The 19218-nt window shown below is 71.4% G+C and carries 16 protein-coding genes; 3 read left to right on the top strand and 13 right to left on the bottom strand.

What is annotated here, in order from left to right; genetic code table 11:
- Nucleotides 1-190 precede the first annotated feature (190 nt).
- Together OG753_RS22065 and OG753_RS22060 are read left to right on the top strand one after the other, a co-directional pair.
- Nucleotides 191-1039, top strand: coding sequence for a hypothetical protein (locus tag OG753_RS22065; RefSeq protein WP_327263408.1), 849 nt, complete (start codon nt 191-193; stop codon nt 1037-1039).
- An 86-nt stretch (nt 1040-1125) separates the two neighbouring features.
- The gene (locus OG753_RS22060) at nt 1126-1302 is read left to right on the top strand and encodes a hypothetical protein (RefSeq protein WP_327263407.1); all 177 of its coding nucleotides are present in this window, start codon (nt 1126-1128) and stop codon (nt 1300-1302) included.
- A 75-nt stretch (nt 1303-1377) separates the two neighbouring features.
- On the opposite strand, the gene OG753_RS22055 is transcribed toward OG753_RS22060, so the two are convergent.
- Complete coding sequence (locus tag OG753_RS22055; protein ID WP_405789778.1) at nt 1378-4431, bottom strand: AfsR/SARP family transcriptional regulator; 3054 nt, start codon at nt 4429-4431, stop codon at nt 1378-1380.
- Nucleotides 4432-4754: 323 nt separating this feature from the next.
- On the opposite strand from OG753_RS22055, the gene OG753_RS22050 reads away from it, so the two are divergent.
- Complete coding sequence (locus OG753_RS22050) at nt 4755-6236, top strand: NB-ARC domain-containing protein (protein WP_405789776.1); 1482 nt, start codon at nt 4755-4757, stop codon at nt 6234-6236.
- Nucleotides 6237-6264: 28 nt separating this feature from the next.
- Here the strand turns inward: OG753_RS22050 and OG753_RS22045 are convergent, their stop codons facing one another.
- From OG753_RS22045 to OG753_RS21990, 12 genes are read right to left on the bottom strand one after another with little or no spacing between them, the layout of a single operon-like run.
- Complete coding sequence (locus tag OG753_RS22045; protein WP_405789774.1) at nt 6265-7305, bottom strand: MmcQ/YjbR family DNA-binding protein; 1041 nt, start codon at nt 7303-7305, stop codon at nt 6265-6267.
- 29 nt (nt 7306-7334) lie between these two features.
- A complete protein-coding gene (locus tag OG753_RS22040) occupies nt 7335-8480 on the bottom strand; it encodes an NAD(P)/FAD-dependent oxidoreductase (RefSeq protein WP_405789772.1) in 1146 nt (381 codons plus the stop codon).
- 36 nt (nt 8481-8516) lie between these two features.
- Entirely contained in the window at nt 8517-9779 is a 1263-nt protein-coding gene (locus OG753_RS22035; RefSeq protein ID WP_327263402.1) for an ATP-grasp domain-containing protein, read from the bottom strand.
- A gap of 5 nt (nt 9780-9784) precedes the next feature.
- Nucleotides 9785-10288 (bottom strand): YbaK/EbsC family protein, encoded by a 504-nt coding sequence (locus OG753_RS22030; protein ID WP_327263401.1) that lies wholly within the window; start codon nt 10286-10288, stop codon nt 9785-9787.
- Nucleotides 10288-12066, bottom strand: a complete 1779-nt coding sequence (locus OG753_RS22025; RefSeq protein WP_327263400.1) for an ABC transporter substrate-binding protein — start codon at nt 12064-12066, stop codon at nt 10288-10290. Before OG753_RS22025 ends, OG753_RS22030 begins: the two co-directional genes overlap by 1 nt.
- Nucleotides 12063-12398 carry a hypothetical protein gene (locus OG753_RS22020; RefSeq protein WP_327263399.1) on the bottom strand — a complete coding sequence of 112 codons (336 nt, stop codon included), beginning with the start codon at nt 12396-12398 and terminating at the stop codon, nt 12063-12065. The genes OG753_RS22025 and OG753_RS22020 overlap by 4 nt, the downstream gene beginning before the upstream one ends.
- Entirely contained in the window at nt 12395-13219 is an 825-nt protein-coding gene (gene ddaH / locus OG753_RS22015) for a dimethylargininase (protein ID WP_405789769.1), read from the bottom strand. Before ddaH ends, OG753_RS22020 begins: the two co-directional genes overlap by 4 nt.
- Nucleotides 13212-14465, bottom strand: coding sequence for an ATP-grasp domain-containing protein (locus OG753_RS22010; RefSeq protein ID WP_327263397.1), 1254 nt, complete (start codon nt 14463-14465; stop codon nt 13212-13214). The genes ddaH and OG753_RS22010 overlap by 8 nt, the downstream gene beginning before the upstream one ends.
- A 15-nt stretch (nt 14466-14480) precedes the next feature.
- Complete coding sequence (locus OG753_RS22005; protein WP_405789767.1) at nt 14481-15803, bottom strand: MFS transporter; 1323 nt, start codon at nt 15801-15803, stop codon at nt 14481-14483.
- 15 nt (nt 15804-15818) lie between these two features.
- A complete protein-coding gene (locus tag OG753_RS22000) occupies nt 15819-17438 on the bottom strand; it encodes a class I tRNA ligase family protein (protein WP_405789765.1) in 1620 nt (539 codons plus the stop codon).
- Nucleotides 17435-17803 carry a cupin domain-containing protein gene (locus OG753_RS21995; RefSeq protein ID WP_327263394.1) on the bottom strand — a complete coding sequence of 123 codons (369 nt, stop codon included), beginning with the start codon at nt 17801-17803 and terminating at the stop codon, nt 17435-17437. The genes OG753_RS22000 and OG753_RS21995 overlap by 4 nt, the downstream gene beginning before the upstream one ends.
- Before the next feature lie 53 nt (nt 17804-17856).
- The gene (locus OG753_RS21990; protein ID WP_327263393.1) at nt 17857-19167 is read right to left on the bottom strand and encodes a SidA/IucD/PvdA family monooxygenase; all 1311 of its coding nucleotides are present in this window, start codon (nt 19165-19167) and stop codon (nt 17857-17859) included.
- Nucleotides 19168-19218: the final 51 nt, after the last annotated feature.

Below are 19218 nucleotides of genomic sequence, written 5' to 3'. Positions count from 1 at the left end.
CGTCCGACGGCCCCGCGACCGGGCCGTCCGGGGGACACGTGGCCCGTACGCCGTCACCGGGCCCGGGAACGTGCCGGGAACGGACCGGTAAAGCCCGACACCACCCTCGTGAGACACGATGGAGGAGATTTCTGTGATCATCAGACAGGCCGCGGAGCGGGTAGTTCTGGTCAGGCCCGGACCCGGGCTCGTGAACGCTGCGACCGTGGCGGGCCTGGACATCTGGGTGGTGACGGACGCCGCACCCCGGCCGGCGGACGCGCTGCCGCTCCCGGGGGTGCCCCCGCAGAGACTCCTGCGGGTGGACTTCGACGACGCGGCCGCCCTGCGCGCCCTGCTGACGGACACGGTCCTCGAGCACGGGATCGGGCAGATCCTTTACCTCGCGAGCGATCTGGAGAAGGGTCTCGGCCGCTCGGCCGCGGCCGCCGCCGAGGAGGTCCTGCGGGAGCTCACCGCGAGCCGCGGCAGGCCGCCGGGCCGGCTGCCGGACGCGGTGACGATCCGGCGCATCCTCAACGAGAGCCGGACCTCGGCCGTACGGGCCGAGGAGGCGCAGACCGTCACCGAGGCGTGCTCGCTGGCGGAGGAATTCCCCCTGCCCGTGGTCATCAAGTCGGCCGACAAAGCGGGATGTTGGTGGACCGTTGCGGTACACGACCGGGCCGGGCTCACCCGCTGGGCCGAACAGGCGGTCACCGCCCGGCACTCGGCCCCCTATCTCGTCGAAGAGTTCCTGACCGGCGCCAAGTTCCGGGTGGACACCCTGACCGTCGACGGCATGCACCTGGTGGCCGACATCGCCCCCGAGGGAAGCGCCCCGCCGCTCCGCGACGCGGAGCAGGCCGGAATCCGCTCGACGGTACGGGCCCTGCTGGATCTGGCCGGGTACGAATCGGGCACCACACGGACGGACGTGCTGGTCGGCGCACGGGGATCCCGGATCGCGGCGGCCACGGAACCGGAGCGGGAACGGACCGGTAACGGCCGTTCCCTGCCCGTTCCCGCGAGCGGTATCGAGAGGGGAACGGACCGGTAAGGGCCTCCTCCAGTCTTTGTCCTGTCGAGAGCGGCCGCCGCACCACGGGGGGAGCCGCACCGGGTACACACCAGGGGGTTCCTCACATGCGCAGCAAGCTGGCTGGACTGATCGGGATCATCGCGGCGGCTCTGGCGATCGGAGTCGGTGTGACGGTCAGCCCGGCGGACGCCGGTCAGCCCTCCGGCTACCAGGTCCTGGCGGACGACCGCGGCCCGGGCATCGCCTCCCCCGCCCCGACCCCGGTCCCGTCCCCCCGCTAGGCCGGCCGCTTGCCGCGTACGACATGAACGTGCCCCGCACCCGGGATCCGGTGCGGGGCACGTTCATGTGCGGGCTCAGTACGTCCTGCGGTGGTCCGGCAGGTCCATGAACTCGAATAATTCCTCGGCGGCAGCGCGGTGCACGGCCGCCGTCGGGGAATCCCCGAGGGCGTCGGCCGCACGGGCCAGACCCACCAGCGCGGACGCCTCCTCGGCGCGGAAGCTCATCGGCGCCGCGATCTTGTGGGCGTGTGCGTGCAGGGCCAGCGCCTCCTCGTACTCCCCCCACGTCATGTGGAGCCGGCCGAGCACGTTCTCGACCTTGGCGAGCCGGATGGGGGCGCCGCTCGTACGGCCGAGGAGCAGGGCCCGCTCGGCGAACGCACGGGCCTGTGTGCCGTCCCCCCGCTCCTGCGCCACCTGCGCGGACACCGCGAACACGAGGGCGACGTCCCCCGGCGACCTCGTCTCGTCGCACAGGTCGCGGGCGCGCTTGAGGGTCTCGTGCGCGTCCGTGTACTCGCCGAGGCCCACCTGCGCGAAGGCCAGATCGGCCAGGGCCATGATCTCGTTGCTGCGGTAGCCGAGGTCCCGGTCGATCTCGATCGCCCTGCGGGCGCAGGCGGCCGCGTCCTGGAACCGGCCCCACCGCTCGTACAACGTACTGAGCATGGTGAGACTCTCGGCCTCCTCGCGCGGGTTGCCCAGTTCCCCGGCCATCGTGAGCGACCGCTCCAGCAGGGGCAGGGCCTCCTCGTACCTCCCGAGCATCGACATCAGCAGCCCGATGGTCGCCTCGCTGTGCGCCTCGGTGTGCCGGTCCCCGACGCGGACCGCCGTGTCGCGCGCCTCCGTGGCCACCTCCAGCCCCTCCTCGAAGCGGCCGAGTTTCCAGCAGGCCGCGCCCAGATTGGCCAGGCTGATGCCGAGGAGCGCCGGGTCGTCGAGCCGCCGGGCGGCGGCCACCGCGAGATGGCCGACGCTCCAGAACTCGTCCAGCTGTCCGTGCGTGTGCAGGTGGAAGCCGACGTTGCGGCTCAGACAGGCCGCGTACCTGTCGTGGCCGGACCGCTCGGCGAGGGACGCGGCCGCCAGGAGTCCCGCCTGCTCCCGGTCGAACCACCGCACCGCCTGATCGGCCAGCCGGAAGGCCGGCCGTTCGCCCTGGTAGGGCGGGAGACCGGTGGGCCGGCGCTCGCGGCCCGGGAACAGCACCTCGCAGGCCGCGTCCGAGGTCGTCAGGTAGTAGCCGAGCAGCCGCTCGACGGCCTCCGCGTCGTCGTCCGCCGTCGCCGAGCCCCGCAGGCTCTGGGCGAAACTGCGCACCAGGTCGTGGAAGGTGTAGAGACCGATGTCGGGCTGCTGGACCAGATGCACGTCGAGCAGGAACTCCAGAGCGTCCTCCGCGTCACGGACGGTCGTACCGAGGAGCGCGGCCGCCGAGTAGACGTCGGTGCCTGCGCACGGGTACAGGCTGAGGATGCGGAACGCGGTGCGGTACTCCTCGTCCATCGCGAGGTACGACAGGCGAAGGGTCGCCGCGACGCTGCGCTCGCCCGAACTGAGCTCGTCCATCCGGCGCTTCTCGTCGCGCAGCCGCTCGACGAGATAACGCACCGTCCAGCGCGGCCTGTTGCGCAGCCGCGCGGTCGCGATCCGCAGTGCCAGCGGCAGATGGCCGCACAGCTCGGCCAGTTCGGCGGAGGCCGCCGGCTCGGCGGCCACCCGGGTCGTGCCCAGGGTCTCCGCCATCAGGCTGGTGCTGTCCTCGGGCTCCATCATCCCGATCGACACCCACTCGACGCCGTCCAGGTCCAGCAGCCGCCCCCGGCTCGTGATCAGGGCCAGGGAGCCCGGCGAGGCCGGCAGCAGGGGCCTGATCTGCGCCGCGTCGACCGCGTTGTCGAACAGCAGCAGCATCCGCCGGCCGTCCAGCAGCGACCGCCACAGGGCTGTGCGCCCCTCCAGGTCCTCGGGAATCCGGTCGCCGGGGGTCCCGAAGGTCCGCAGCAGGCTGTCGAGCGCGGCGGCCGGCGTCACCGGAGCCCGGCCCGGGGTGAATCCGTGCAGGTCGATGTGGAGCTGCCCGTCGGGATACCGGTCGGCCAGCCGGTGCGCGGCGCGCACCGCCAGGGTCGTCTTGCCCATGCCGCCCATGCCGTCGATGGCCACGATCCGGGCGTACCGGTCGCTGCCCCGGCCCTCGTCCTGCACGTAGTCGAAGAGCTCGGCCAGTTCCTTGGCGCGGCCGGTGAAGTCGGGCAGGTCGTGCGGCAGGGTGCACGGGGCGTCGGCCGGCGCGGCCCGCGTCCCCGGTGCCTCCCGTGCCGGTTCCGCCGGGGACGGGGCTTCGGGAACGGCGCCTTCGGACACCGCCGGTACGGGAAGGACCGGCTCGGGAGCCGGAGTCACGGGAACGACCGGCTCGGGAGCCGGACGTACGGGCACCGCGGCCACCGGCGCCGGCCGTTCGGGCGCGGCCAGCTCGGGGCTGTCCCGCAGGATCGCCTCGTACAGCCTGGCCAGCCGGGGTCCCGGGTCGATCCCGAGCTCGTCCACGAGCAGCCCGCGGACCTCCCCGTACTCCTTGAGCGCCTCGGCCTGCCGCCCGGAGCGGTACAGGGCGAGCATCAGCTGGCCGCGCAGCGTCTCCCGCAACGGGTGCTGGGTGATCAGGGCGCGCAGGCCCGAGATGAGTTCGCCGCTCTCGCCGAGGGCGAGGCACAGGTCGAAGAACTGCTCGGCGGCGGCGAGCCGGCGCTCTTCCAGCGCGGTCGCGGCGGCCTCGATCACCGGTCCGCCCGTCCCGGACAGGACCGAGCCCCGCCACAGTGCGAGGGCGGCCCGCAGCGCCTCGGCGGCCGCGGACTGCGCGCCTTCCCGCAGGGCCTGGGCCGCCGCCCTGGTCAGCGCGCCGAACTCCAGGAGGTCCACCTGGTCGTCCGCCACCACCACGCGGTATCCCGGCCCGTCGGTGGCGATCACCTCGGTGCCGGTGGGTATCCGCCGCCGCAGGTCGGCGACGGCCTTGCGGACCTGGTGCGCCGCGGTCACCGGCGGGTCCTTCTCCCAGGTCGCCTCGACCAGCCGTGCTACGGGCACCACCCGGCCGGCTTCGAGCAGCAACATGCACAGGACCCGTTCCTGTATCGCTCCCCCCAGCCTCAGCCGTACCTCGTCGTTCCAACCCTCAAGAGATCCGAGGACGTTGAAGCGCAGCCTGTCCCCCACAGGTGCCCCATTCCGTCTCTCCCCGGATTCCGCATCCGCCCCCGGCATCGGACATCCACCCCCAAAGAACAAGACCCCTGGCCAGGTCATGCCAACCGGATCATAGGGGTTACCCCTCGCACGCGGTAAGCATCCGGTAGCAGATCAGGAAGGGCGACACGGACAGTTCACGGGCGGCCCAGAGCAGGCAGCACACACAGCGAGTACCGAAGGAGCAGAGTGTGGGAAGACTGGAGAGACCACTGGCCCCCGATGCCGGACCAGTCACCGCGTTCGCCCGGGAATTGCGCAGGCTGCGGACCGCGGCGGGCAGTCCCGGCTACCGTGACATGGCCACACGCGCCATGTTCTCCGCGTCCGTGCTCTCCGACGCGGCCGCCGGATACCGCCTCCCGACCCTTCAGGTGGCCCTCGCCTTCGCCGAGGCGTGCGGTGGCGACCGCGCCACCTGGGAGCGCCGCTGGCACGAGGCGGCCCGCGCCGAGGGGGACGACGGAACGGCCCGGCCGGCCGTCAAGGCCGTGCAGCAGCACCAGGAGAACGAGCTGCGCGCCGCCGACGTACGCGCCGTGCTGCCGCCGCCCTCACAGCTGCCGATGGAGGCCCAGCCCCTGGTCGGACGGCGTGAACTGCTCCAGCGGGCCCGGGCGCTGACCGCCCCCTCGTACGACGGACAGAGCCCCGCGGCGCCCCTGGTGATCAGCGGGCAGGTGGGGGTGGGCAAGACCGCCTTCGCCCTGCGGCTCGCCCACGAACTGGCCGTGAACCTGCCCGACGGGCAGCTGTACGCGAACCTGGACCCGGCCGCGGACGGACGCAAGGACGCCGCCGGGATCGCCGGCGGCTTCCTGGAGGCGCTCGGCATCCCCACCGACCGGATCCCGAGCGATCCCGGCCAGAGAATCGGCCTGTACCGTTCGCTGCTCAACCGACGGCGGCTGCTGGTGGTGCTGGACGGCGTCCAGCACGAGCGTCAGATCCGGGAACTTCTCATCGCGGCGCCCGAGAGCCGCATCATCATCACCAGCCGGTCGCGGCTACTGGGCCTCGACGGAATTGGCCGGATCCGGCTCACCGCACTGGACCGTGACGAGTCGATGGAGCTCCTGGCCCGGCTGCTGGGCTCGGACCGCGTCGGCACCGAGCCGCGCGCCTGCCTGCGCCTCGCCGACGCCTGCGGGGACCTGCCGCTGGCGCTCAACCTGGCGGGCCGGCGCATCGCGGCCCGGCCCGAGTGGATGCTCCAGGACTCCGTGTCCGAGCTGCTCGGCGACGGGCAGGGCGGGCAGGACGGACAGGACGGCCCCGGCGGACAGCGGGCGTCCGGCCGCTTCCTGGCCCGGCTGCAGGTGGGGGACGACGCGCTGAGCACCCGCCTGGACAGCGCCTACCGGCTGCTGACCCCGTGGGCCCGGCTGATGCTGCGCCAGTTCGCCGGCTCCGACAACCCGCCCTCCGTCGACAACGTGGTGTACGAGTCCGCGGACGCGCTCGCCATGCTGGTCGAGCGGTCCGCGCAGCCGGTGGAGGACCTCCTCGAACGGCTCCTCGACGCGGGGCTGCTGGACCACTCCGACCTGCCGGGGCAGTACGGGCTGACGCCGATGGCCCGGGCGTACGCGCTGACGCAGCCGGACCCGACCGAGGAGGACCCGGTGCCCGCGGCGGCGCGGGCCGGGGCGCACGTACGCCAGTCGAGGTAGGACCGGCCCTTCCCCGGGAGGCCGCCGATCAGGGCGCGGGTGGTGTCGTTGCCCGCTGCGCCGGGTCGGCGGCCCTTCGGGCGTCCGCCGCCGCCGCCGCGTGGGTGATCGTGATGTAGAGGTACTCGTCGAGGATCTTGGCGAGGGACACCTCGGGCCGGCCGATCCCGGCGCACAGGTCCGCCTCCCGCAGCCCGCCGCTCTCCTCCAGCGCCGCACGCGCCCAGGCCCGGCCGAGCTCCAGGTGCCGGGCGAAGGCGGCCCCGTCGCGGGCCCCGTGCAGCCGCTGCGCGATGGCCGCGTCCCACGGCATGACCGAGTCGGGCCGCAGCGCGTACAGCGCCTTGGACGCGGCGGTCGGGCCGAGGCTGCGGCGGCCGATCGGCAGCGCCGCCAGCTCCTCGTACGCCGCGGCGAACCGGGAGATCTCCCGCGCGGTGAGCCGGGCGAGCGGCGTGTGCGCCAGAGTGTGCCGCTCCCCCCATGCGGCGAGCCCCGCGCCGAACGTGTCGGGCTCGCCCTCGCGCGGGTAACGGATGCGGCAGCCCCATGAGTTCAGCCAGCGGTGCAGGGCGGTGCGGTGCGCGCCGAGCGAGAGGTCCAGGGCCCGGCCGGTCTCCTCGCGCAGCGCGTGCCAGCTCCGGTCCACACCCGCGAAGCCGTTGAACACCTCGGCGGCGGCCCGTAGTTCGTCCAGGGACGGCGCGGGCGGCAGCGGCGTGGCGGCGGGCGGGTCCAGGTGCGCGCGGGCGACCTTGGCGGGCACCACCATCCGCCAGGCCTCGGTGACCAGTTCCGTCAGCTCGTCCGGGTCCAGGGCCCCGAGGCGGGACTCCACCCAGTTGAAGCGCAGATCGGACTCGCGCGGCAGGAAGAACTTCGCCGGTTCGGCGGCGACGAGCGCCGCACGCTCCTCCTTGGGGAAGGCGAAGCCCAGTTCGCTCTCGTCCCGGGACAGGGCGAGGTAGACGATCGAGCCGATCCGGAACTTCACCCGGTCCCGGATCAGGTGCTCCTGCGTCCTCGGCAGGCTCAGCGCGAGCCGCCGTACGTCGTCCACCGTTGCCACTGCCTGCTCCTTCACCCCGGGCCGCCGGTTCACAGCCCCGCGAGCTGCGGGGTGTGGACGTCCAGCGGTGGCCCGTCGAGCGCACCGAGGCCGGTCGGCGACGGACTCCTGCCGGTCAGCCGGTCGGCGAGCGACCGCGCGATGAGCGGCGCGAACTTGAAGGATGTGCCACCGCAGGCCGCGTACGCGAATCCCGCGCCGCCGAGGCCGACCAGCAGCGGGCCGCCGGTCTCGGCGAAGGAGGAGTAGTACGCGTCCTTCGCCGCGGTGACCCAGGCCGGGCCGAAGCCGGGCAGCAGGTCCCCGAACTCCTTCTCCAGCCTGCGCTGCCAGTACGGGTCGGTGGCGTAGTCGGTGATCGAGTCCACCGTCCGGCAGGCGGTGGCCGAGGTGAGTTTCAGGGCCGTGCCCGCCACCGGCGGGATCAGCCAGGCTCCGCCCTCGGTGCCGAGGGCCGGTATGGCGGGTGTGGCCGCCCAGGCCTGCGCCTGGTGCCGGGGAACCCGGCAGTAGAGGAGGGACTGCCGGTACAGGGTCAGCCGCTCGGAGATGCTCTGCGGCAGCAGGTCCCGGGACCAGGGGCCCACGGCCATGAGCACCGCGTCGCTGCGCAGCACCCGTCCGTCGACCAGCCGTACGCTGCCGCTCTCGCCGTCGACGGCGGTCACGGCCCGGTGCTCGATCAGGTCGATGCCCCGTTGCCACTTCAGCCAGCCGACGCAGGCGGCGAGGACCCGCTCGGCGAGCAGTACGCCCGCCTCGTCCTCCAGTACCGCGCCGAGGCCGCCGCCCACGTGCAGGTGCGGATAGCGGTCGGCCAGGCCGGCCGCGGTGAGTTCCCTGACGCGCCCTCCGGCGTCCGCGAGCATGGCCACCGCGTCCGCCGCCGCTGCCGGCGGCAGCACGGTGAGCGATCCGACCTGCTCGTAGAACCGCGTCAGGAACAGCTCCTCCAGTTCGACCCAGCGGCGGTGCGCACGCAGTGCGGCCGCCGTGGTCAGCGGGTCCGTTGGGTGCAGGGCCCGCAGGATCCTGTGCTGGTCGAAAGAGGTGGCTCTGCTGTGCGGGATGGGGCCCTGGTCCACCACCGTGACCCTGTGTCCGTCGAGCACGCACTCGACCGCCGTGAGCAGGGCGATCACACCGCCGCCCACCACCGTCACCCTCGTCGACATCACACACCTCCCTTCCGTTTTCGTTGTGCCTACGGGTCAGCTGTCGAGGACGATCGTGGTCAGCGCGGCGGCCTTGGCGAGGGACTCCTCGCAGCTCAGGACGGTGTCGCCGGCGCAGATGAGGTTGGCGTAGCGGCTGAGGTAGCCCTCGGGCGGCAGCAGGAGCGTCACCCCCGGCGCCACCATCACGTTCGTCTCCAGCAGCCCCGGCACATCCGGGGCGGTGGGTACGTCGACCGAGCCGACCGTGCCGCTCTGCGGCGGGTACAGGAAGCGGATGCCGACGGTGCGGGACTGCGTCGGTGTCCACTCGGGGCGGACGCCCGCGGCCACGTCCGCGGCCAGCTCCCCGGGCTCCACGCCGGTGGCGAGGCTGCCGAGGTAGGGGATGAGGTCGCCGCCGAGGCGGGCGTTCACCTCGATGATCACCGGGCCGCGGGTGGTGAGCTTCACCTCCGTGTGGGTGATCCCGTAGCCGATGCCCAGTTCCCGGTGGGCGTCCCGCAGGACGCCCAGCAGTTCCTCGTCGAAGAGCAACGGGTCGGTGGCGCTGACCACGTGTCCGGTCTCCTCGAAGTAGGGCGCCAGGCCCACTTCCTTGTGCGCGAGGAAGAGCGGGGTCCAGTCACCGTCGAAGACCAGTCCGTCGATGCTGATCTCGGGGCCCATGACGCACTCCTCGACCAGCACCCCGCCCTCGTAGTCGCTGTTGCCGCCGCGGCTGGCGGAGTCCGCGACCTCGAAGGCCGCCCGGACCCCGGCCGCGTCGTCGACCCGGATGACACCGATGCTGGCGCCCATGCCGCGGGGCTTGAGGACGACCGGGTAGCCGAAGGAGTCGGCGGTGGCGAGGGCTTCGTCGGCGCCGGTCACGTAGGCGAAGTGCGGCTGGGGCAGTCCGGCGGCGGTCAGCAGCTGCCGGGTGTTGTGCTTGTTGCGGCAGTTGTCCGCGCCCCTGGAGGTCAGGCCGGGCAGTCCGAGCCGCTCGGCTATCAGGGCAGTGGTCACCACGAGCGTCTCGTCGTAGCTGAACACGCCCACCACGCGGTGCTCGGCGGCCACCGCCTCGGCGGCCCTGATCAGCCCTTCGGTGTCGGGCACCAGGCGTTCGCGGTCGAGCAGTTCCACCGTGGTGGAGCCGAGCACGTACTCCTGCTGCCAGGTCGGGTCGGCGGCGTCCAGGATCCAGATCGGGCGGCGCCGGGAGGCGCCGGCGAGCAGGTACTCGCGGTAGGCGCGCTGTCCGCTGCCGACCAGGATCACCACGCCGTCGTCGGTCCTGCTGGCGTCATCAGTCATCTTCGTCACCTCGCGGAGTGGGTCAGGACCCGGGCGCCGGCCGTCGCGATCGCCGCGAGCTGCGGCTGGGCGATGGCCAGGTAGTCGGGGGTGGACAGGGCCACGGAGCGGTCCAGGCGGGCCGCGTTGAAATAGATCTCTTCGGTGAGGATCAGGCTCTCGTCGACGACGAGGTGCAGATCGGGGTGGAAGCTGAGCGGCATCACCGTGCCGCAGACGCTGCCGGCCAGGCGCTCGGCGATCTCGGGCGTCGCGAAGGCCGTCCGCCCGCCGCCGAACAGCGCGCCGACCGCCTCCAGGTCGACCTGCCGGTCGCCGGGAACCACGGCGAGCACGTACTTGCCGACCCGCTTGGTGATGCTCACGCGGACGACGATGCATTTGGCGGCCTGGTCCAGGGGATGGCCGCGCAGGACGCTCGCCAGATCGGTGCGGCCCTCGGCCGCGTGGTCGATCAGCCGGTAGCGGGCCTGACGGGTGTCGAGGAGGTCGATCAGCCGTTGGTACATCAGAGCACCTCGCCGACGTAGTGCCAGTCCTCGGGGTTGATCAGTCCGAAGGGGTTGATCGGAGCCACGCCCTTCAGGTTGTTGGCCACTTCCAGCAGACGGAAGGGGAAGTTGGGCATCCAGATGACCGGGACCTGCTGCGCGATGTAGTCCTGGTAGGCGTACAGGTCCTCGAGGTCGTCGCTGACGACGGTGCGGGCGATCAGCTCGTCCGCCTTCGGGTCGCTGTAACTGCCGAAGTTCACCGAGGATCCGGTCGAGTACAGGGCCTCGCCGGTGGGGTAGAAGCCGGGACCGTATCCCCAGCCGCCGTTCCAGTCGCTGAACTCCCACAGGCAGGGGCTGTCGGGACCCGGGGTGCAGGTGGTGTCCTCCAGGACCAGGACGCTCGCCTCGACCTCGGTGAGCACGATCTCGATGCCCGCCTTCGCGGCGTCGGCGGCGAACTTGCGCATGACCGCGGTCAGCGTCTCGTGCCCCTGGGCGTACCGCATCGAGAACCGCAGCGGGGTGCCGGCCGGGATGCCTTCGCCCGCCTCTCCGGGCCCGGTGCCCTCGCGGACGCAGAGCGCAGGGGTGGTGCCGGTGTCCCAGCCGTTCTCCGTCAGGAAGGCACGGGCCGCCTCGACATCGAAGGGGTACGGGTCCTCGTGCGCGGCGGGTGAGAGCAGCGGGCTGTCCGGCAGGGCCGGGATCGGCCCGGTGGTCGGGTAGCCGTAGCCCTTGTAGACGTCGCGGATGGCGCCCCGGGAGTCGAGGCAGGACTGGAGGGCCTGGCGGAAGTAGAGCTGCTTGAAGATCTTTCCGGCGACCGTCGGGTTGTTGAAGTTGATCGGGAAGTAATGGATTTTGTAAGTGAGCTGGGGGACCAGGTCGTAGTGCTCGCCGAGCGGGTTGGGTCCGCCGAGCATCGGGTCCTCGGCCGGCTCGGTGACCTCGTCGAAGGGGAGGAAGCCGATCTGCACGCCGTCCGGGGCTTCGGGGCCGCGGCGGAGCATCTCGTACTGCTCGGTGTCCGAGCCGGTGGGCACCAGCCGGAACTCGTCCAGGTAGGGCTTGTCGGTACCGGAGTACGTCTCGTTCGGCACCAGGACGGCCTCGCCCGAGACGCCGTCGATCGTGTAACTGCTCAGCTTCCAGGGTCCGTTGACAACGCTCCAGACGGGGCTGGTGTCCCAGCCCTTGCGTTCGTCGTTGCAGGCCCGCAGGTAGGCGTAGACCGCGGAGGCCTGCGCCGGGTCGTGGGTGGCGTCGGCCGGCCGGTCGTCGCCGGTGCGGTCCCAGGCCTTCGGCAGCGGGGTGATGGTGCTGAACTGGTTCATCAGCACCCAGTTGTGCGAGTAGGCGCGGTCGAAGGTGAAGCTGACCTTGTCCTCGGCGACCTTCTCGTAGCCGGAGAGGTTGTCCGGGAAGAAGCCCGGCGTGTATCCGCCGAAGCTGTCCTTCTCGGCCTCCAGGAGGTGCATCCACAGCATCACGTTGTCGGCGTTGACGCTCTCGCCGTTCGACCACGTGTAGGGCTTGATGGTGATCGTCGCCGTGCGGCCGTCCTCGCTCCACTGCGGGGGCTCGGCGAGGCTGCGCCCGTAGTCGACCGTCGGCTGGCCGCCGGTTCCGTACCAGTACAGCGGGCGGTACATCAGGGTCTGGAACTCGTGCAGGTTGGCCACCCCGTAGTACTCGCCCGGGGTGAAGGGGAAGATGAAGACCGGGCTGAAGCCGCTGGTGCAGGCCCAGGTCACGCTGCCCCCGCGGAGCGGGGTGGTGGGCGGGGTCATCTCGGTACCTCCTCCAGTGCGGATTCACCGCTGTCCGAGTGGGCTCCGTAGCGCTCCCAGCGCTCGTTGAGCCGGATCCGTCCGTCGTCGAGGAACTCGGGGGTGCTCCAGCACCTGCCGGCGACCACCTGTCCGTCCGCGAGGACCATCGTGTAAGCGAATTCGAGGTTTCCGTCGGGCTCGACGCGCCCGTTCAGGGAGCCCCTGCGGACGTCGCCTCCGTCGAAGTCGGCCCAGAGCAGGTCGCCTTCCTGGCGGTAGTGGCCGACGGGGGCGTCCTGGTCCGACGGGTAGCCGGTGTTGCGGAAACTTCTGCCGTCGTAGTCGATCACTGGTGTCGTATCTCCTGGGTGCAGCACTTCACCGCGCCTCCGGCCTTCAGCAGTTCGGACATGTCCACGCCGTGCGGGCGGAATCCGCGCTCGCGCAGCTCGTCGATCAGGTGGGTGGCGGTCTCCGTCAGGACCACGTTCAGGCCGTCGCTCACCGCGTTCAGGCCGAAGGCGTCGGCGTCCTCGCGGGTGGCGATGACCGCGTCCGGGTACAGCTCCCGCAGCACCTCCCGGCTCTCCTCGGAGAAGGCGGCGGGGTAGTACGCCACCAGGTCGTCGTCGAGGACGAACAGTGCGGTGTCCAGGTGGTAGAAGCGGGGGTCGGTCAGGGTCAGGCCGACCACCGGCAGGCCGAAGAACTCACGGAGCTCCTCGTGCGCGCCGGGGTCGCTGCGGAATCCGGCGCCGGCCAGGATCCGCCGGCCGGCGGGGGCGAAGTCGCCCTCGCCCTCGTTGACGTACTGCGGGAGGCGGATGTCGGTGTAGCCGTGGCCCTCGAACCAGGCCCGGTAGGCGTCGGCCTCGGCCGCCCGCTCCTGGTGGCGGAACTTCGCGATCAGCACCTTGTCGTCGACCACGGTGGCTCCGTTGGCGGAGAACACCATGTCCGGCAGGCCCGGGGCCGGGTCGATGAAGGAGACCTCGTGTCCGAAGCCGAGGAAGAGGTCGCGGATCCGCTCCCACTGGGCCAGCGCCAGGCCGGCGTCCATCGGCTTGTCGGGGTTCATCCACGGGTTGATCGCGTAGGTCACCTCGAAGTGGGTCGGCCGGCACATCAGGTAGTGCCGCCTGGTGGCCGTGCGCCGCGGGGTCTCAGCCATGCTCCGGCCTCATCGCGGTGGTGATGCGGCCGGCCGCGATGTGCGCGGCGGTCAGCGCCTCCGTCAGGGAGGTACCGGTGGCGCCGATGAAGCCGAGGATGTTGTTGCCCGCCGGCGGGCGCTTGATGACGGTTCCCGCCGTGGCCGTGATCTTGAGGAAGAACAGGGCGGGGTCCTCGGCGACCTCGGTCGGCACCTCGATGGACTCGACCGTTCCCGCCCCGCTGATCAGGCACATCGCGGCGGTGTGCACGTCCGTCGGCGAGTAGTGGGAGACGTCCGGCTGGATGCCGCGCGCCACGTCCGACACGCACCGGATGGGGTCGTGGCCGGCGCTGATCCGCGCCATGTGGTCGAGACCGCCGCCGCCGGGACGGATCGCTATCTCCAGGATGAAGGGCCTGCCCTGGTGGAAGCGCACCTCGGCGTGCAGGACGGACCGGCGCAGGCCCTGGGCGTGGGCGGCGTCCCTGACGACCTCGTGGACGGCAGCGACCTGCTCGGGGGTCAGCGAGCTGGGCGCGTGGTGGACGTCGTCGTCGAAGGTGCCGCTCTCGACGGTGATCCGGTCCACGATGGAACCGAGGTAGACCTCGTCGTCCCAGGCCAGCGCCTCGATGAGGTGCTCGTGGCCGTCGAGGTAGCCCTCGACGATGATCCCGTTCGGGCCCAGGTCCAGGCCGTCGGCCTCCATCAGGGCCCAGGTCATGGTCTCGATGCCCGAGGTGGCGTCCGCGAAGCGGGCCCGCATCTCCTCGGGGTCGTCGACCTTGAACACGAAGTTGCTGGCGGCGCCCAGGGTGGGCTTGAGGATCAGCGGGTAGCCCAGCTCCTCACCGGCGGTCAGCGCCGCCTCCACGTCGGGGGCGTACCGGAAGCCGGGGTGCGCCGCGCTGCCGCGCTCGTGCGCCTGGCGCATCAGGTACTTGTTGCGGCTGGTCCGGGCGGCTTCGAAGCCGATGCTCGGGAGGCCGAGCGCCTCGGCAACGACCGCCACCGTGACGACCCCGGACTCCGAGAAGGTCAGGACCCCTTCGAACTCCTCCTCCGCGTGCCAGACCTTGGCGGCGGTGACGATGTCCTCGATGTGCTTGGAGCCGGCGATCCGGTAGCGGTCCGCGTCCCAGAAGTCCTCCGTGCCTATGCCGTTGAGGACGTGGACCTCGGCCCCGAGGGCCTCGACCTGCTGGTAGCGCGAGATGTAGTAGGTGGCGTTCTGGCTGGCCTCGATGGCGAGCAGCTTCATCTGTGCCGACCCCCCTCAGACCTTCGCCGGGACGGGCTCGCGGACCTCGGCGGCGGCCTCGGCGGCGGCGGGCTCGGTGATCGCGGCCCCGGCGGCCCCGGTGACGGACTCGGACTGCGCGGCGGCCTCGGCGGCGGCGACCTCACGGTCGTGCTTGCGCAGCGAGAGGACGGTGAGCGAGGCGATGACGACGACCAGGACGGAGAGGGCGTAGAAGCCGTTCCTCACGTTGGTGGAGTCGACCAGGAGCGAGATCAGGACGACGGCGATGGTGCCGGCGGCGAGGCCGAAGGCGTTGGTGGCACCGAAGACGAAGCCCGTCTTCTCCTCGGGCGCCGCGCTCATCAGGGCGGTACGGGCCGAGATGCGGGCCACGCAGAAGGCGATGGCGGCGAAGGGGATGACGGCCATCATGGCGTAGAGGTGGATGGACTCCATGGACAGGAGCACCGCGAAGGCGAGGTAGCCGATGAGGGCCGTCTTCAGCACGGTGGCCTTGGAGCTGATCTTCTTGAAGGCCCAGGCCGCGAACAGGGCGCCGATGCCGAACAGGGCGTCGACGATGCCGAGGTAGCCGGCGTTGGACTTGAAGCCCTCGATGACCAGGACCAGCATGATGCTGTTGCCGACGATGATCACGATGTTGCCGATGATGTACAGCAGCGCGAGACGGGCCAGCGGCGGGCGGGCGGCGGACAGGCGGGCGGCGGCGGCCGAAGCGGCCTTGGCCGCGGCCTCGGTGACGGCCTGGCCGGCCGGGCGGCGGCCGATGAAGAACAGCAGGACCGCGGAGAGCAGGAACGTGATCGCGTTGAAGTAGAAGAGCGACGTGGTGCCGACCCAGACGATCACCCAGCCGCCGAGGGCCGCCGAGGCGAGCGTGCCGGCCTGGATGGCGATCTCGGCGTTGCCGTTGAACTGGGCGAGCCGGGACTCCGGGATGCGCTCCTTGATCAGGGCGTTGCTGGCCGGGAAGAAGAGGGCCGCGGAGATCGACAGGATGAAGCTGGCGACGTAGCTGACGGTCGAGGGGTTACCGCCGAGGGCCAGCCAGATCGGCAGGCCGATCGCCGCGGCCGCGCTGGCCAGGTCGGAGATCATCGCCAGGGTGCGGCGGTCGAAGCGGTCAGCGAGCTTGCCGAAGAACAACGAGAGCGCCACCTGCGGGATGGTGACGGCGATCATCAGCCAGCTGACCGCGAGCATGGTGTTGGCTTCGGTGAACACCAGGTACGAGGCGGCGGTGAGCTGGATGCCGTTGCCCAGGTTGGTGATGAAGGTCGCGGGGATGAGCAGGCGTTCTGCCCGATTGGGACGGGGCGGGGCGATCGTGGACACAGTGCTCCTCGGAGGTCAGGCTCGGATGTCGGCCGGCACGGCCACGGGCTCGAAGGCCCCGACCGCGGTGGACAGGCGGGGGAGTCGCAGCACGGCGACGGGCTCGGCCGGGAAGGCGCCGGCCGGGAGGGTCAGGTCGGCCCCGGACCGTTCGGCACGGGCCGCGAGGTCGACGAGCAGCGGAGCGGCGCACGCGGTCAGCGTCCGGACGGCGAGGACGAGGTCTCCGAGGTCGGTCGGGACCTCCGCCGACGCGCGGTCCGCCTGGCCCAGCAGCCGGTCGAGGTGCACGACGATCAGGTCCGCCGCCCGGTGGAGGCTGAAGCTCTCCAGCTCGTAGTGGGAGCGGAACCGTCCGACGACGATGCCCGCCTCCTCGGCGCCGGTCGGGGAGACCGGCAGCAGCGCGTCCGCCGGAAGTCCGGCGAGCAGCTCGTCCAGCCGGCCCGCGAGCCGGTTCCACGGCTGGACCAGCCGGGAGCTCGACAGGGTGTCGAGCGCCTCGTGGCTGAAGTTCGTGCGGGAGTGCTCCGGCGCCGTCAGCGCCAGGTAGAAGCGCACCAGGTCGCGCGGTACCTCGGCCACCAGATCGGCGGCCCAGACCACGTGGCCCTTGCTCGTGGAGAACTTCTGGTTCTCCAGTTCGTAGAACTCGTTCGACACGATGGCGTGCGGCTCGACGTACCGGTCGCCGTGCGCCATCAGCAGCGCCAGGTGCGTCATTCCCCAGAAGTAGACGTTGTCGAATCCGAGGAAGTACACGAGGTCGATGCCGTGCTCGGACAGCCAGTGCTCGTCGAAGCGGTCGGTGTGCTCACCGAGCTGCTCGGCCGCGTACCAGGTGCAGTACATCGAGGCGGCCATGCCCTCGGCCCAGGCGTTGAGGACCTGGCCCGGGGTCTCGGTGAACGGCGCCGGGATGCCCCACGCGGTCGGATAGGTGATCGGGAAGTCCGGCAGCGGCCGGTCCAGCGCCTCACGGACCAGCTGCGCGGTGTGCGGCCGCAGCACGTCCCGGTGCCTGACGTAGTAGTCGGCGAGGCGGTCCCGGTACTCCTCCATCGGCAGGACGAGGATCTGCGCCTCGCGGTGCGTGACCACGGCGTCCGGGTCGACGGTGGAGCGGGGACGCAGCAGCTCGTCGAAGTTGTTGGGGTGTCCGCAGGACTCGCAGAGGCCGCCGCGGCTCTCCACCAGGCACACCGGGCAGTCGCCGGCGACCAGGCCCTCCATCAGGTACTCGCCGGTGGCCTCGACGTACGGCAGCAGCACCGTCTTCAGACGGAACGCGCCCTCGCTGTGGAGGTCGGTGACGAAGTCGATGACGGTCTGGCGGTAGCCCTTGTCGAAGGGGGCGAAGCCGTCGACGGATATGCCGGCCGCCTCCAGGGTGGCGCGGATCTGCGTCGCGGAGCGCAGGGCCAGCTCCTCCGGGGTCAGACCGGCGCGGGCGGCGCTGGCCACCACGTAGGTCTGGCTGTCGTCGGTACCGCTGGTGAAGATCACCGGCCGGTCCGAGGCCCGCAGGTAGCGTGCGTACACGTCGCCCGCCAGGTACGGGCCCGCCAGGTGCCCGGTGTGCAGGTCCCCGTTCGGGGTCGGCGGCGGCGCGATGATGACCGTACGGCGTGTCATGCCTGGGCTCCTTCGTGGCGAGCTGCGAACCGCTGTGTCATGTCGAGGTCCCACCAGACGCTGTACATCTCGAAGTCCGCGTCGGACTCGTTGATCACCCGGTGCTCGGAGCCCGGGGTGAAGTGGACGATGTCCCCGGTCACGAAGGGCTTGCGGACGCCCTCCGACTCCAGGACGGCGGAGCCGGCGACGGCGATGAAGATCTCGTACTCGTGGTGGGCGTGGGCCGTCGAGGCGGTGCCGGGGCGGATCACGCACCAGGACCCCTCGAAGGGGGCGTTGAGCTCGGGCCAGGGCAGCAGCCGCTGGGCGTCCAGGCCGTTCTCGTGCGTCAGTCCGGCGCGGTCGAGTTGCTTGGTGAGCATGGGGGTGGGTCTCTCCTCGTCGGGCGGGTACGGCTCGTGGGGGTGCGCGGTCCTCAGACCGCGCCGGCGAAGGCGAGTTCGCGCGGGGCCGGGACCTCCGCGGACCGGGTCCGGCGGTGCGCGAGGATGTCCTGGGTGATCTCGGCGGAGCGGCCCGCGAGCACGCTGAGGAGCGAGTCGGCGATGCCGTGGGTGGCCTCGTTGACGCCCTGCAGGTAGCAGGCGCCGGTCGCGGGGCGGCCCAGGTCGAGCCGGTAGCGCCGGCTCACGTTGATCTCCTCCAGGCCGATCGACTGCGCGAGGGCCTTGACCGCCCACGGCATCTCTCGGACGAAGCCGGTGCCCAGCAGCACCAGGTCCGTACGCATCTCCCGCTCGGCTCCGGACTTGCGGTCGACGAGGGTGAGGACCACCTCGTCGCCGTCCATGCGGGCGCCGGTCACGTCCGTCATGGGGTGGATCGCCAGGCGCTCCTGGCCGGAGCGGCGGTCCTGGTAGAACTGCCGGTACAGGCCGTCGAGGGTGGCGGGGGAGAGGCCGCCGTAGTTGGAGCGGTACATCTCTCCGAGCAGCTGCTGGCGGGCCTCGGGCGAGGATCCGTAGAACTCGTCGATGAAGGACGTGTAGTAGAGCTCGTTGGTGAACTTGCTGCTCTCGTAGCCGTTCAGGCCGATGGAGCGCATGATCATCGTCGGCTTGCACTCCGGCAGGTCCCGCAGCGCGGCGCCGAACAGCTCGGCCGCGCTCTGCGCCCCGCCGATCACCGCGACGCGGTGCGGCAGGTCGGCCCGCACGTCGGCGATGCGCTGCGTGTACTGGGTGCTGTGGATGACGCGTTCGGCCGGCAGACCGTCGAACACGGCGGGGACGTGGGCGTCACGGCCCGCGCCGATCACGAGGTAGCGGCAGCCGATGGTGTCGCCGTCGGCAAGGGTGACCAGCCAGCCGGAGAGCTCGCCGTCGTCGCCCGTCACGGCCTCGACGCCGGCGCATTCGCGGCCGTATTCGACCTGCACCGTCTCCAGTTCATTGGCGACCCATTGCAGGTACTCGGATATCTCGCTGCGGTAGGGAACAAAACTCGCCAGATTGACGAAGGCGTCGAGCCTCTCCTGGGAGTGCAGGAAATTGACGAAGGAGAATCGGCTGGTCGGATTGCGCATGGTGACCAGGTCCTTGAGGAAGGAGACCTGGCTGAGCGCGTCGGGCAGCAGCATTCCCCGCTGCCACACGATGTCCTGCTCGCGCTCTATCAGCAGGGTGTCACCGGCCAGCTCGGGTGCGAGCTCCTCGACGGCGACCGCCAGCGCCAGGTTCGCCGGGCCTGCACCGACTGCGAGCAGTTCGACATTGCGATGCGCCATGGAAGTACCTCCAGATGGAACAGGTGGACAGGTTCGTACGGTCAGGCAGGA

Source organism: Streptomyces sp. NBC_00029, assembly GCF_045160505.1.
Lineage (GTDB): Bacteria > Actinomycetota > Actinomycetes > Streptomycetales > Streptomycetaceae > Streptomyces.
This window is presented reverse-complemented; position numbering and strand designations above follow the sequence as displayed.